The sequence below is a fragment of the Rhodococcus sovatensis genome, from assembly GCF_037327425.1.
Lineage (GTDB): Bacteria > Actinomycetota > Actinomycetes > Mycobacteriales > Mycobacteriaceae > Rhodococcoides > Rhodococcoides sovatense.
The window spans coordinates 216666-230415 of the sequence record NZ_CP147846.1; the positions used below are offsets into that span (position 1 = coordinate 216666).

13 protein-coding genes and 1 pseudogene are annotated in these 13750 nt (G+C 64.0%); 7 read left to right on the forward strand and 7 right to left on the reverse strand.

Annotation, left to right across the window (positions count from 1 at the left end; all coding sequences use genetic code 11):
- Positions 1-240: 240 nt before the first annotated feature.
- A pseudogene (locus tag WDS16_RS00920) lies at positions 241-1168 on the forward strand (IS5 family transposase).
- A gap of 10 nt (positions 1169-1178) precedes the next feature.
- Here the strand turns inward: WDS16_RS00920 and WDS16_RS00925 are convergent.
- The gene (locus tag WDS16_RS00925; RefSeq protein ID WP_338889798.1) at positions 1179-2378 is read right to left on the reverse strand and encodes a GNAT family N-acetyltransferase; all 1200 of its coding nucleotides are present in this window, start codon (positions 2376-2378) and stop codon (positions 1179-1181) included.
- Between the two features lie 38 nt (positions 2379-2416).
- Between WDS16_RS00925 and WDS16_RS00930 the strand changes: the two genes are divergently transcribed.
- Positions 2417-3244, forward strand: coding sequence for an RNA methyltransferase (locus WDS16_RS00930; RefSeq protein WP_338889799.1), 828 nt, complete (start codon positions 2417-2419; stop codon positions 3242-3244).
- Positions 3241-3678 carry a DUF2537 domain-containing protein gene (locus WDS16_RS28185; RefSeq protein ID WP_422395734.1) on the forward strand — a complete coding sequence of 146 codons (438 nt, stop codon included), beginning with the start codon at positions 3241-3243 and terminating at the stop codon, positions 3676-3678. The genes WDS16_RS00930 and WDS16_RS28185 overlap by 4 nt, the downstream gene beginning before the upstream one ends.
- On the opposite strand, the gene WDS16_RS00940 is transcribed toward WDS16_RS28185, so the two are convergent.
- The 6 genes from WDS16_RS00940 to WDS16_RS00965 all read right to left on the reverse strand — a co-directional run bounded on the left by WDS16_RS00940 (position 3635) and on the right by WDS16_RS00965 (position 9809).
- Positions 3635-4369 (reverse strand): DUF6928 family protein, encoded by a 735-nt coding sequence (locus WDS16_RS00940; RefSeq protein ID WP_338889800.1) that lies wholly within the window; start codon positions 4367-4369, stop codon positions 3635-3637. The two genes, WDS16_RS28185 and WDS16_RS00940, sit on opposite strands and share 44 nt — an antisense overlap.
- A gap of 38 nt (positions 4370-4407) precedes the next feature.
- The gene (sepH, locus tag WDS16_RS00945; protein WP_338889802.1) at positions 4408-5250 is read right to left on the reverse strand and encodes a septation protein SepH; all 843 of its coding nucleotides are present in this window, start codon (positions 5248-5250) and stop codon (positions 4408-4410) included.
- Positions 5251-5348: 98 nt separating this feature from the next.
- Positions 5349-6017 carry a rhomboid-like protein gene (locus tag WDS16_RS00950; RefSeq protein ID WP_338889804.1) on the reverse strand — a complete coding sequence of 223 codons (669 nt, stop codon included), beginning with the start codon at positions 6015-6017 and terminating at the stop codon, positions 5349-5351.
- A gap of 84 nt (positions 6018-6101) precedes the next feature.
- The gene (gene serC / locus WDS16_RS00955) at positions 6102-7223 is read right to left on the reverse strand and encodes a phosphoserine transaminase (RefSeq protein WP_338889806.1); all 1122 of its coding nucleotides are present in this window, start codon (positions 7221-7223) and stop codon (positions 6102-6104) included.
- 189 nt (positions 7224-7412) lie between these two features.
- Positions 7413-8363, reverse strand: a complete 951-nt coding sequence (locus WDS16_RS00960; RefSeq protein WP_338889808.1) for a hypothetical protein — start codon at positions 8361-8363, stop codon at positions 7413-7415.
- A 327-nt stretch (positions 8364-8690) separates the two neighbouring features.
- A complete protein-coding gene (locus tag WDS16_RS00965) occupies positions 8691-9809 on the reverse strand; it encodes a citrate synthase 2 (protein WP_338889810.1) in 1119 nt (372 codons plus the stop codon).
- 143 nt (positions 9810-9952) lie between these two features.
- Between WDS16_RS00965 and pdxH the strand changes: the two genes are divergently transcribed.
- Genes pdxH through WDS16_RS00985 form a run of 4 tightly spaced genes read left to right on the forward strand, consistent with a single transcriptional unit; the run spans position 9953 to position 13710 of the window.
- Positions 9953-10570, forward strand: a complete 618-nt coding sequence (gene pdxH / locus WDS16_RS00970) for a pyridoxamine 5'-phosphate oxidase (RefSeq protein ID WP_338893219.1) — start codon at positions 9953-9955, stop codon at positions 10568-10570.
- Positions 10567-11859, forward strand: a complete 1293-nt coding sequence (locus WDS16_RS00975) for an MFS transporter (protein ID WP_338889812.1) — start codon at positions 10567-10569, stop codon at positions 11857-11859. The genes pdxH and WDS16_RS00975 overlap by 4 nt, the downstream gene beginning before the upstream one ends.
- On the forward strand, positions 11843-12775 hold the full coding sequence (locus tag WDS16_RS00980) for an aldose 1-epimerase family protein (RefSeq protein WP_338889813.1): 933 nt from the start codon (positions 11843-11845) through the stop codon (positions 12773-12775). Before WDS16_RS00975 ends, WDS16_RS00980 begins: the two co-directional genes overlap by 17 nt.
- On the forward strand, positions 12772-13710 hold the full coding sequence (locus WDS16_RS00985; protein ID WP_338889815.1) for a carbohydrate kinase: 939 nt from the start codon (positions 12772-12774) through the stop codon (positions 13708-13710). The genes WDS16_RS00980 and WDS16_RS00985 overlap by 4 nt, the downstream gene beginning before the upstream one ends.
- Positions 13711-13750 lie beyond the last annotated feature (40 nt).

Here is a 13750-nt window from a genome sequence, read left to right on the forward strand (position 1 = left end):
CCGGTCTGGCCGGTCTGGGCGGTCTGGGCGGTCTGGCCGCACCGAATGTCTCATTCGGTCACCTGCGCCGCTGAACGCGCAGGTTGCAGCGAGGGCGCGGGTTGCAACCTGCGCGCGGGCTGGAAAGTGTGCGTACACCTCCTGGGGTGACCGAATGAGACATTCGGTCACTGGGCGGGGCCGGGATCGTCTAGAACGTGTCTCCCAAATTTGAGAGGTGCTGTCAGCGATGATATTTCGATGACGCGCGTGGGAGTGATCAGTGACGAGTTCTGGGAGATCGTCGAGCCAGTGATACCCACCGACGTGGGAAAACGTGGGCGGCGGTTCGCCGAGCACCGGCGAATTCTGGAGGGCATCGCATACCGATTCCGTACCGGGTGTCCGTGGCGAGATCTGCCGGAGGACTTCGGTCCGTGGCAGACGGTGTGGAAACGCCACCACCGATGGTCCTTCGATGGCACCTACGACGAGATGCTTGCCGCGGTGGCCGAGGTGTTCGGTCTCGACCCGGAAGAACTCGACGGCGATATCGGGGCGGTGCTCTCGATCGACTCGACCAGCGTCCGGGCGCATCAGCATGCGGCCGGTGCGCGAGCCGACACTCTCACAGGGGGCCTTGTCGAATTACAAGAAATCCGTCGACGAACCCGCTGACCACGCGTTGGGTCGATCTCGCGGAGGATTCACCACGAAGATCCATGCACTGACCGACCTGACGTGCTCGCCGGTGACGATGCTGCTGACCGGTGGGCAAGCCGGGGACAATCCACAGTTGGTGCCGTTGCTCGATGCCCACCGAGCTGCCGGTGGGGACCAGGACTACCGATTGCTCGCCGACAAGGCGTACACCCATCCCAGTACCCGCACCGAACTGCGTCGCCGCAAGATCAAACACACCATTCCCGAGCGCAGCGACCAGAAGCAGCGACGGGCCGACAAGGGGTCCGCCGGTGGTCGTCCACCGGGTTTCGATCCGACGATGTACAAGCACCGCAACACCGTCGAGCGTGGCTTCGGGCGGCTCAAACAGTGGCGTGGTGTGGCCACTCGATATGACAAGTACGCCATGACATTCCTCGGGGGCGTTGTCCTGTGCGCGGCAGTTCTGCACTCCCGCAACCACAACCACCGCCCGGCGATGAAAACGAAAACGGACCCAATTTAAGAGACACGCTCTAGAACGCCCAGCCCATGACCGAGGCCCGATCGGTCGCGAAGGCGATGTCGACCGTATGGAGTGCCTCCGGATCGCGGGTCCACAGCCTCGACGCGGCGGCGAATCGCGTCGCACGGTGCGTTCCGAAGTACATCGACGAGAGGACGTCGAGACCGACCTTCGCGTCTGGTGCAGCTTCGGTACGCGTGACAGTCGCTGCGCCCGCAGAGATCGTCACGTCGAAGGTGCCGCCTGCGTCGAGGAACGGGTCTTCCACCTCGAGGACGAACTGGGCGTCGACGCCGTAGGTGCGTGCTTCCAATGCTGCCTTCACATCCATGATCCGACACCACAGTGCGTCGTGAAGGCCGGTGATCTTGGGCAGACGATTGTTCGTCAGCAAGAATGGCAGCGCCTCGTCCGGGGCCTGGCTGACCTCGATTGTGTCGACGAGATCGATCCCCGCGAGTACTTGCCACATCTCGGCGTATGCCTGATCTGTGACGGCGATGAACTCCTGAACGACGACCTTGCTTTCGGTAGGACTCCGGCGATAGGCGACGTAACCGTCGGCGTGCGCGATGAAGAACAGCTCGGTCAGTCCATGCCTACGGTTCTCCCGGTCGGCAAAGAATCGCTGCCAGCGAATCGGCGGCTTCGGCTGTGCCCCAGCAGTTTTGCACTGCCAGCGGTGGTAGATTTCGGGCAGCAGTGTCGACGCTTCCGTCGACTCGATCAGACGGACTCCGGTGACGGGTGGAACCGACTTGTGGAACTGTGCGAACCGACGGTCGAGCACGATTGCGTGTTCCTCCGTCGCAGGACCGTATCCGAACCGACGGTAGATCGTCGCTTCACTGGCAGTGAGGAGCGACAGCGGCGCTCCCGCGGCGTCGAGTTTGCGGTGTTGTTCGGTGAACATGCGGCGGAGAATGCCGCGCCTTCGGTGGGTGGGCGCGACCGACACCCACGACACACCCGACGCGTCCACCTGTTCGCCGCCGGGGACCGTCACGGACATCGGGAAATGCATCGCGACGCCGACGGGCGTGCTTCCATCCCACGCCATGACAACGTGCTCGGAGCTCGTCAGAATCTGAGTTTCGGCGAGGTCCTCCGAATTTTGGTGCTCACCGAACGCGTGGGCGTCGAGAAGTGCGACCGCGTCCCAGTCGTCGTCGGTGGCCGTTCTGATGTTGATCGTGTCTTCGGTAGTCATCGCAGTCGAGCTTTTCATACAGGTGCCAAGATGGACACGTGGTACACGTAATCGACATCGAAAACTCCGCCGATTCCAGGCTGGACGACTTCCGCGATCTCAACTCGTCCGATCGCCGTCCCGACCTACCCGACGGGAAAGGCTTGGTGATCGCCGAAGGCGTTCTGGTGGCGGAGCGCTTGCTCTCGTCGAGGTTCCGTCCGATCAGTTTGCTCGGGGTCGACCGTCGGCTGCAAGAACTCGGTGATTGCCTCGATGGCGTCGACGTCCCCTTCTACCGAGCGAGCGCGGAGGTCATGGCCGAGGCTATCGGGTTTCACCTCAATCGAGGAGTGCTCGCTGCGGCGCATCGACCGCCGGAACTGGACCTCGCCGAGGTGCTCGAGCGCGCACGAACGGTCGTGGTGCTGGAAGGGGTCAACGACCATGAAAATCTCGGGTCGATGTTCCGCAACGCGGCCGGACTCGGCGCGGATGCGGTGCTCTTCGGTGCGGCATGCGCTGATCCGCTGTATCGACGCGCGGTGCGGGTGTCGATGGGCCACGTACTGCGGGTTCCGTTCGCACGTGTTCCCGACTGGCCGAGGGGGCTGAACATACTGCGAGAGAGTGGTTTTCAAACAATCTCGCTGACTCCCAATCCGACGGCGATACCGCTCGCCGAGGCAATGACGGGCGAGAAAGTGGCACTACTACTCGGAGCCGAAGGGCCCGGACTGACCGAACACGCCATGCGCGCCACCGACGTTCGTGCACGCATCCCGATGGCGCCAGGAACGGATTCACTCAATGTCGCCACCGCCGCCGCCATGGCGTTCTACGAGCGTGTGCGACTTCAGACACCCCCGCAGGCTCCACTCCTGTGAACCAGGTCGATCCCTCAGGCTCCACTCCTGCCTCCCGGGTCGTTCCGACAGGCTCCACTCCTGCCTCCCGGGTCGTTCCGACAGGCTCCACTCCTGCCTCCCGGGTCGTTCCGACAGGCTCCACTCCTGCCTCCCGGGTCGTTCCCGCAGGCTCCACTCCTGCCCCCGACCATGAGGTCCTCTACACCGGCATCCCCGTCGCACTGTTTTGTGCAGTTCTCGTCGGCGCTGCGCTCACCGCATTCGGCCGTGAACTGGCCGACATCAATGTCCTTCTTGCAATCGGGATCAACCTGATCGTCGTCGGTGGAGCAGCACCGACGGTGGTGCGGTGGCGTGCTACGCCAGTCTGGAGATGGCCTGTTTACGGAGCGTGCGTCGGAGCCGTGATCAGCTTTGTGGTTCTGGGGATTTCCGTCGTAGCCAGCGCATGAACTTCTTCTCCTCGGGCACCGACGGTGGTTCCACCACTGCTGGCTGAGGTTGCTGACCCGGCTCGTACATTGTGAACCCACACACCGGCAACGAACTCGCGTCGAACTCGTCCCCACGCGGGACACCTGTGTAGCGAAATCCTAGCCACTCCGCGTTGGCGGTCTCGGCGAATTCCTGCGGGTGAAAGGGCAGAGACAGCGGGTCCGGCATGACGTCAGGAGGATAGATCAATGGACGTTCGCCGGCCCAGAACGGTCGCTCCCAGACAAGCGGCAGACCGGTGTCCTCGTAGATGTAGATCGGTGTCGCGCTGAACGACCTGCGTAGCGTGCCGCGTTCCCAGTAGGCGAAAGCGCCCCATGCAGTCGTCGGATCGGTCGCTACGAGGTAGGTGCGCTCCGACGCCAGGGGCCTGGTCCAGAATTCGGGAATGAGTGACGGTTTCGCGATGGACAGGTTGTTTCCGCAGATGACGGTGGCTCCCGGGTAGCACCCGATGAACACCTCGTCAGGCGAGGCGCCCGCCGACCGTGTGATCGGTCCTTCGCCGTTCGGTACAGCGATGTTGTCGGGGAACAATCTCCCCACCAGGGCTGTAGCTGCATCCCAGTCCGACGACGTCGTTTCCCGCAACAGCGAGATCGGATCGGGTGCGTCGATGTACCAGATGGTCGATGCTTTGGCCCCCACTCCCGGCACCCTTCTCGATCGGTGTCAGCCGACCATGTTCAGTTGTGACCGCTGCTGCGGACACCCAGCAGAACATCTTCCCACGACGGCATCGCGGGCTTGCCCTTCTTATCTTTTTTGGGTGCTGGAGCTGAGTCGTGCTTGGGCTCGTTCACCGCGGACGGGACGTCTTCCTCGATTTCGACGTCGGCTTCGAGTTCGCTGTCCGCGGTCGTGCCGTAGTAATCGTCGAACGACTGCTGGGATTCCTCGGGGGCAACCTCGAGTGCACGAACCGGAGCGAGCCCGCGGAGCTGGCGTCCGAAGTCAGGATCGACCAATTCCGCTGCGGCGTCGTCCAACGCGGTGATCGTTCCGCCGTGGCCGTCTGGAAGGAACTGCCAGTGAGCTTTGTTGGTTGTGCGTCCTGCCTGCCACTTCAGCTGGGCGACCCATTTGTTGTCCTCGTCGCGCCACGCGTCCCATGTGGCCTCGTCGAGATGGTGGCCACGGGCGCGGAAGGCGAGGGCGACGATCTCTGCGAGAGTCTGCACCGCCGGACCGTCGTGACGCATGGGGTGACCTGCCTGGGCCATCGACGCGGCCTGTGAGCGTTCCAGCAACACGGGGTGTGCGAACACCTCGACACGGCTCAGCGCCATCCCGGAGTCGTTGGCAACCTGCTCGACGGTGGCGCCGGCTCGGATGCGAGCCTGGATCTCCTTGGGGCGAAGCAAACTGTCCATTTCGATCTCAATCTGTCCTAGTCGAGCGATGTCACCGCGGGAGGCCGCGCGGAGCTTGTCGTCGGCCGGAAGCCGGAATTTGTCGCCGGTTTTGGGATCTGCGCAGATTACGTACTGCCCGTCCGGTTCGAGACCGACCACGCGTAGATCTCGCACCTTGACCTCCTCATCGCGCCGACTCGCGATATCGTCCCTCGACTGTAATCCACTCGTGATGTTCAGCTGGTGTCCGACACGCTTGTTTCGTGCCAGTGTCAAAGACTAGTCACCGAGTGCTGCGGTTGCATACGTTCGGTAGCGTCGGAGTGAGATCGATTGGAAAGCAACCGTTTTCCATCGTTGTGTACGAACGCTGCGCCCAACGCGAAACCGATCACCAACGCGCCCGCATGGCCGAAGGCTGTGAAGGACGGATCCGAGATCGCAGCAGCGACGACGGCGACGATCCACCCGGTGGCCCAGACGACCATCCCGCGGGCGGGCAGGTAGGCGATCATGGATCCGACGACAGCGGCTGCCGCATAGCTGATCCCGACGTCGACAGTCATAGCGAGGGAATCGGCAAGCAGATCGGCGTGAATCCCGACGGACAGGCCCACGGCAACAGCTGCCGTGGCACCGACGTGGCCCACGCCTGCAGTCAGAAGGAATCGCTTCGATCCCGAGATCCATTCCGCGGCCGCGAAGACCAAGGCCACGGCCGCAAGCCATCCCCAGTTCAGCTCACCGTCGGTGAGGAATGCGCTGGTGACAAGGGTGGCGACATGGCCGTCACTCAGATTGTGAAGGTTGGTACTTGCCTCGTGCAGAACACGCCACTGAGAGTGTGGTCCAAGTCGGTCCATCAGGAGCGCGACCACGACCGAGATTGCGACGTAGGCGATGGTGACGCGCAGCCTCGACAGAGCGACGAGAACACGCATCGGGCGCCCTTTCGAGGTAAGTCGACTTGCGAATTTCTCGCCAGTCTATGCCTCGCTGAGGGCGCCCGAGCTGTGAGCGTGCTGCTAGTTCAGCGTGGAGACGACCCAGTCGATGCTCTTGGTGAGAGCGGTGATGTCGTCCGGCTCGATCGCAGGGAACATGCCGACGCGCAGCTGGTTGCGCCCGAGCTTGCGGTACGGCTCGGTGTCGACGACGCCGTTGGCGCGAAGGACCTTCGCGACCTGCGCGGCATCGATCTTCTCGTCGAAGTCGATGGTGCCGACGACCTGGCTGCGGTGCGCCGGGTTCTCGACGAACGGCGTCGCGAACTCACTCTTCTCGGCCCAGTCGTACAGGCGCGACGACGAATCAGCCGTGCGTCCGGTAGCCCAATCCAGGCCGCCCTGCGAGTTCAACCACTCGATCTGGTCCGCGAACAGCAAGAGCGTCGCCACCGCGGGGGTGTTGTAGGTCTGGTCCTTGCTGCTGTTGTCGATCGCGATCGGAAGCGACAGGAAGTCCGGGACCCAACGGCCACTGGAGGCGATCTCGTCGACGCGGGCGAGTGCTGCCGGGCTCATCAGTGCAACCCACAAGCCACCGTCGGCAGCGAAGCACTTCTGCGGTGCGAAGTAGTAGACGTCCGAGTCGGCGACGTTCACCGGCAAACCGCCTGCGCCGGACGTTGCGTCGATGGCGACGAGCGCGTTCTCGGATCCGGCCGGACGGCTCACTGGGATGGCGACACCCGTCGACGTCTCGTTGTGTGCCCACCCAATGAGGTCTACGGACGGATCGGACGTCGGCTCCGGGGCACTGCCCGGCTCGGCCTTCACGACGATCGGATCGCCGATGAACGGGTTGTTCTTGGCCACCGAGGCGAACTTCGAGCTGAACTCGCCGTTGGTCAGGTGCAGGGACTTCTCGCGGATCAAGCCGAATGCGGCGGCGTCCCAGAACGCGGTGGTGCCACCGTTGCCGAGCACGACCTGGTAACCCTCGGGAAGGTCGAACAGATCTTTGAGTCCGCTGCGTACGCGTGCAACCACGTCCTTGACCGGCTTCTGACGGTGGCTCGTACCGAACACGGATGCACCGACGTCGACCAGGGATTGCAGCTGCTCGGGGCGAACCTTGGATGGTCCGCAGCCGAAACGTCCGTCGGCGGGCAGAAGATCGGCGGGAATGATCGGCAAATCGGCCATTGAGCAGCGCATCCTAGCGTCGAGGGATTATGGCAGCTACAGGGTAGTCGCTGCACGTCGGGCGGTTGCGCGCAGGTTTGGAAGGTGGTGCCCACGGCTGGTTGGGCTTGGGGAGTTTTCCACTGTGTTCCGCGCACGTTCCAGTGGGTGCGCAGGTTGCAACCGGCGCGTGGGCTGGAAGGTGCGCGTTCAGGGGCGAGAATTGGTGCGCGGCGACGGGAGCGACACAGCAAGCTCGAATGCGCGCTTCAGCTTGGCGGCGAATCGCTCCGGATGGTCGAGGTCGGACCACGTGCATCGCAGAAGCACCCAACCCAGCGCGCGCATCTCGTCTTCGCGAAGCTTCTCTGCGACGACAACGTCGGCTGCTGTTTGCCCAGGGCGGAGGTGCTTGGTGTACTTCACCATGCCGTCGAACTCGAGGATGACGCCGAGTACGAACAGAAAATCCGTTCGGCCCAGAAAACGGCCCGCTTCGTCGTACAGATTCACCTGCAGCTCAGGCGCAGGAAAGCCGAGTCGGTGAAGCAACACGCGGGTGCGAGACTCGCCGACGCTCTCGCTTCGTGGATCGCAGAAGTCAAGCGTGCGTCGGGCGGTGACAAGTCCTCGGCCACCCGATCGTTCGAGCGCCGCAATGATCCCGGGCTTGGTCGCCGAACCGGCCCGAAGTGCGGAATCGCCGACGCATACGCCCGCCTCGAACGGGAGAATCCTGAGCAAATCTGCAACGGTTCGGTCCGGGGAAGTGACCTCGATGCCATCGACCATGACCAGGTCAGCGGCAGTGAGAGGAGTTGCGTGGACATGACGGAACTTCGTTTTCCGACCGCCTGAAGTTCGATTCGCTGTGACGTGCACCCGCGTGAGTTCCGGAGCCCACATTGCGAATCCGTGTAGGACGGCGGCTGATTGGTGACTCACCACCAGCTGGCTTTTGGCCGCGGACAGGTTCGCTCGGATCGCGAGTAGATGCAGGTCTTCAGCGCGCATCGCATCGAGTGCAGCCGTCGCCGCAAAGGCGCCCCGGCGGAGGGTGGTGATCGATCCGTCTGCTTTCGCGCTCCGAATATCGCTGTCCGTCGATCCGCTGCGGATCAGCACGCGTCGTAGCAGCAGGGGATCTTCACCGATGTGCATGCGGCAATGCTGACCGCTGCCCGATCGGAGCGGTAGATGTGGATAGCCAGCCTGTGGATAGCCGAAAATCGTGTAGACTGCGCCGCTCCGCGCACGTTCCAGCGAGCGCGCAGGTTGCAACGCGTGCCTGGGCTGGAAGGTGCGCGTTCACACCCGGAAGTGACCGAATGAGTCATTCGGTCCGGTGTGGGTGCGCCGCGCAGGTTTCAGCCAGCGCGGAGGTTGCAACCTGCGCCTCGGCTGGAAGGTGCGCGTTCGCGCCCGAAAGTGACCGAATGAGTCATTCGGTCACCTCGATGAGGCAAGCACCAACCCCCCGAGCCCGCCTCAGACGATCTGGCCCCACCCGTCGACGGACTGGGGGGTACGGGGCGCGGGTCCGGTGTAGATCGCGGCAGGACGCACGAGCTTGCCCAAGCGCTTCTGCTCGAGGATGTGCGCGCACCATCCGGCGGTACGGCCACAGGTGAACATCGCCGGCATCATGTGTGCCGGAACTTCGGCGAAGTCGAGGATCACTGCGGCCCAGAATTCGACGTTGGTCTCGATGGCGCGGTCGGGTCGACGCTCACGCAGTTCGGCAAGTGCTGCCTGCTCCAACGCGGCCGCAACCTCGTAGCGCGGTGCGTTGAGACGCTTGGCGGTCGCGCGCAGCACCCGGGCCCGGGGGTCCTCGGCGCGGTAGACGCGGTGGCCGAAGCCCATGAGCTTTTCTTTGCGGTCGAGGATGCCCTTGACGAGGCCGCGGGCGTCGTCGGTCTTCTCGACCTCTTCGATCATCGGCAGCACACGAGCCGGTGCTCCGCCGTGCAGTGGGCCTGACATGGCGCCGATGGCTCCGGAGAGTGCGGCAGCGACGTCGGCGCCGGTGGACGCGATGACGCGTGCGGTGAACGTCGATGCGTTGAGGCCGTGCTCGGCGGCGGAAACCCAGTAGGCGTCGATGGCTTCGGTGTGCGCGGGGTCGGGGTCGCCCTTCCATCGCGTCATGAAGCGTGCGGTGACGGTCTCGCACTGGTCGATCTTCTTCTGCGGCACAGCGGGTTGGTAGATACCGCGGGCCGACTGCGCGACGTAGGACAGCGCCATGACGGACGCGCGGGCGAGCTGGTCGCGGGCGGTGGCGTCGTCGATGTCGAGGAGCGGCTGATAGCCCCAGATCGGGGCGAGCATCGCCAGTCCGGCTTGGACGTCGACGCGGACGTCGCCGGTGTGGATGGGCAAGGGGAAGGGCTCGGCTGGCGGCAGTCCCGGGCCGAAGCGACCGTCGACGAGCAGCGCCCACACGTTGCCGAAGGTGACGTTCTTGGAGACGAGATCCTCGATGTCGACGCCGCGGTAGCGCAGTGCGCCGCCGTCCTTGTCCGGTTCGGCGATGTCGGTGGTGAACGCCACGACGCCTTCGAGCCCACTGACGAAATCTTCCGGTATCTGCTGAACAGCCATTTCGCGTGGACTCTTCCTGATCGGGCCCGTGGAACTGCAAGGGTCGATTCCATCTCCGGGCTTGCCTGTGGGTGAACTTTAGCGGGTCGTACCCGGGAGTAGCGTCTGGGTTCGTGCGGAACGACAAACCACCCCTCGCCGACATGCGTGTCGACTACAAGGAAGACCTCGATCTCGACGTCGACCGGTTGCAGAACGGCTGGCTGCCGGTAGCCCGGGAGTGGCTCGCCGACGCGATCGAGGCCTTGATTCCCGAGCCGAACGCGCTGGTCCTGGCCACCGTGGACGCCGACGGCCGCCCGTCGACCCGGACGGTTCTGTGCAAGGGACTCGACGCCGACGGTGTCGTGTTCTACACCAATTACGACTCCGACAAGGGCGCCCAGCTGCAGCACACTGCCTATGCATCGCTGACGTTTCCGTGGATCGGCATCGAGCGTCAGTTGACGATCCGAGGCACCGCCGAGAAGGTGTCGGCGGAGATGACTGCCGAGTACTTCGCGTCGCGTCCTCGTGGTTCGCAGTTGGGTGCGTGGGCGTCACAGCAGTCGAGGCCGATTTCCTCGCGTGCGGCGTTGAACGATGCGCTCGACGCGGTGACAGCGGAGTTCGAGGGCCGGGACGTACCTGTTCCGCCGCACTGGGGAGGTTTCCGGGTAAGGCCGGAGACTGTCGAGTTCTGGCAGGGACGAAAGTCTCGTCTGCACAACAGAATCCGTCTCACGGTCGCCACGGGAAAAGTTGAGCGCCTGCAGCCGTGAGCACGCTTCGCGGCATTCTCGCCGATACGACGCCTCTGAAAACCCCGGCATACCGCCGGTTGTGGCTCGCCAACATCGTCACGGTCATCGGTGCCCAACTGAGCATCGTGGCTGTGCCGCAACAGGTTTTTCAGATCACCCTGAGCTCCGCCTACGTCGGGCTGACGGGTGTGTTCGCGCTGGTCCCGCTCATCGTCTTCGGTCTATGGGGTGGAGCACTCGCGGACGTAATGGATCGCCGCACTCTGCTCATGATCACCACGTGCGGTCTCATCGGGACCTCGGCGCTGTTCTGGTTGCAGGCGTTTCTCGACCTGAACAACGTCTGGATCATTCTCGTGCTGTTGGCAGTTCAACAAGCGTTCTTCGCGGTGAACCAGCCGACCAGAAGTGCGATCCTTCCGCGGATTCTCCCGGCCCAGCAGCTCCCGGCCGCGAACTCGCTCAACATGACCGTGATGAACTTCGGAGCGATCGCGGGTCCCCTCAGCGCGGGCATCCTGATCTATCTCATCGGACTCGAGACGCTGTACCTGATCGACACCATTGCACTGTTCGCGACGCTGTGGGCCGTGTTCAAGTTGCCCGCTATTCCCCCGGCCAAGACCGGGCAACGAGCTGGATTGCGGTCGGTGTTCGAGGGTTTCGCCTACCTCGCGACGCAGAAGGTGCTGTTGGCGTCGTTCGTCGTCGACATCATCGCGATGGTGTTCGGCATGCCGCGCGCGCTGTTCCCACAGATCGCACACGAGAGCTTCGGGGATCCGGCGACGGGCGGGCCGGTACTCGGCATGTTGTTCGCAGCGATGTCGTCCGGTGCGGTGATCGGCGGAGTCTTCTCCGGTTGGCTGCCCCGAGTGCGGCGCCAAGGTCTCGCGGTGCTGATCTGCATCGTGGTCTGGGGCGTCGCGATGATCGGGTTCGGTGTCGCGGTCGGTCTCGCAGCGGACGGTGCAACGGCGATCGCGCTGTGGTTCGCCTTGGCGTTCCTTGCCCTCGGTGGTGGCGCCGACATGATTTCGGCCGCGTTCCGATCCACGATGCTTCAAACAGTTGCCACCGACGAGATGCGTGGCCGCCTGCAAGGAGTGTTCATCGTCGTGGTGGCGGGAGGCCCCCGAGTGGGCGATGTTCTGCACGGCGCGGCGGCCGCTTCGGTCGGGACGGCGGCGGCTGCAGCGGGTGGTGGAGTGCTCGTCGTCATCGGCGTCTCGATCGCCGCGTTGGCTCTTCCGGCGTTCATTCGCTATCGAGTAGGGAAGGTGGTGGACAATGGCACCCATGGCTGACGTACAGAGTTATCTGCTCACCAGCGGTAGGTACCGAGCCGAGGTCGCCTCGACGGGCGCGGGGCTACGGATGCTCGAATTCGACGGTGTGCCGTTGACCGAGACCTGGAAGGTGGGCGAGAAGCCGCCGCTGTCGGCCGGACTCGTGCTTGCGCCGTGGCCCAACCGCGTCGCCGACGGCACTTTCACGTTCGAAGGTACCGAACATCGGCTCGAGATCACCGAGCCTTCCCGCAACAATGCAAGCCATGGGTTCGTCCGTCGCGTCGACTGGACGTTGGTGGACCGCTCGCCGTCACGCGTCGAGCAATCCGTCGATGTCGGTCAGCACGAGGGGTGGCCGTATCGGTTGACGGTGACCGTCGCGCACGAACTCACCGAGGACGGGCTGGTCGTCACGGCGACGGCGCAGAACGACGGTGACACCGACGCGCCCTACGGGATGGGCTTTCACACCTTCGTACGCGTCGGCGACGTTCCTCTGGACGACTGCGCGCTCGAGTTCTCGGCAGGTACGCGTCTGCAGCTGGACCCGGTGCGGAACCTGCCCAACGGCCCATCGGTGCCGACGGCGGGGTCGGATTACGACTTCACCGAGCCGAAGTCGCTGAAAGGGATCTGGCTGGACACACCCTTCAGCGCCGAGCTGCCGGACCCCGACGGCAGGGCGAGGCACTACCTCCGGAGCCCGGACGGCGCTGCGACAATTCTGTGGACCGACCGGGAATTCGACTGGGTGCAGGTGTTCACCGCGGACCCGGCGAAGGACCAGGCGTACCCCGATCGCGGGCGAGCGCTGGCAATCGAACCGATGACGTGCCCGCCGGATGCGTTCAACTCCGAGATCGATCTCCTCGTCTTGAAGCCCGGCGAATCCTGGACGGGCACTTGGGGAATGGAGTATCGAGCAGCATGACGATACTGGTGTGCGGAGAGGCATTGGTCGACCTCGTTCCGGTCCACGAAGGCCCGTTGTTGTCGCCGAAGCTCGGCGGTGGGCCGTTCAACGTCGCGATCGCGCTCGGCCGTCTCGGCGAGAAGGTGTCGTTCCTGTCGCGGGTCTCGACCGATCCGTTCGGCGAGCAGATTCTGCAGAGCCTGCGTGATGCGAGCGTCGACGTCTCGCTTGTCCAGCGAGGGGACGAGCCGACGACGCTTGCCATGACCAATCTCGCCGACGACGGCAGCGCCCAGTACTCGTTCTACGCGGACGGTACGGCGGACCGTCTGGTGCAGGATCCAGGTGACCTGCCGGACGAGATCACGACGCTGTCGTTCGGAACGCTCTCGTTGCTGTACGAGCCGGGTGCATCGATGTATGCCGCGTTGCTCCACCGCGCGCACGCGGCTGGGAAACTGACGATGCTGGATCCGAACATCCGTCCCGCAGCCATCGACAGCACGAGCGGAGACATCACGGCCGACGGGTTCAGACGACGGTTTCTCACGTGGTTGCCTGCGGTCGACATTCTGAAGGTGTCCGAGGATGATTCTCACTGGCTGGGATTGGGTTCGGACGGTTCGACGGTCGACGACTGGCTCGCGGCCGGAGTCACCGCAGTGGTCATGACGCGTGGCGGCGACGGAATTTCGGTGTTCACGACGTCCGGTGAGATTGGGGTGGACGGCGTGCAGGTCGACGTCGTCGACACCATCGGCGCTGGTGACACGGTCCACGGGGCCCTGCTCGCATATTTGGAGAAAGAGAACATTGTCACATCGAGTGCCCTGAGTGACATGGGCAAGCGAGACTGGGAACGAGCATTGGGGTTCGCCGCGCGAGCAGCAGCCATCACGGTTTCTCGCCCGGGTGCCGACCCTCCGTGGGCGTCCGAGGCGCCGAGAGACTAGTTTCTCTATCGACGATAGAAGTGTCCGTTTTACGTACGTG

What these genes read in the sequence shown, in the direction of transcription:
- WDS16_RS00925 (WP_338889798.1), bottom strand. Translation starts at nt 2,378, where the DNA reads ATGACTACCGAAGACACGATCAACATCAGAACGGCCACCGACGACGAC.
- WDS16_RS00950 (WP_338889804.1), bottom strand. Translation starts at nt 6,017, where the DNA reads ATGCGTGTTCTCGTCGCTCTGTCGAGGCTGCGCGTCACCATCGCCTAC.
- serC (WP_338889806.1), bottom strand. Translation starts at nt 7,223, where the DNA reads ATGGCCGATTTGCCGATCATTCCCGCCGATCTTCTGCCCGCCGACGGA.
- WDS16_RS00960 (WP_338889808.1), bottom strand. Translation starts at nt 8,363, where the DNA reads ATGCACATCGGTGAAGATCCCCTGCTGCTACGACGCGTGCTGATCCGC.
- WDS16_RS00965 (WP_338889810.1), bottom strand. Translation starts at nt 9,809, where the DNA reads ATGGCTGTTCAGCAGATACCGGAAGATTTCGTCAGTGGGCTCGAAGGC.
- pdxH (WP_338893219.1), top strand. Translation starts at nt 9,953, where the DNA reads ATGCGTGTCGACTACAAGGAAGACCTCGATCTCGACGTCGACCGGTTG.
- WDS16_RS00980 (WP_338889813.1), top strand. Translation starts at nt 11,843, where the DNA reads ATGGCACCCATGGCTGACGTACAGAGTTATCTGCTCACCAGCGGTAGG.
- WDS16_RS00985 (WP_338889815.1), top strand. Translation starts at nt 12,772, where the DNA reads ATGACGATACTGGTGTGCGGAGAGGCATTGGTCGACCTCGTTCCGGTC.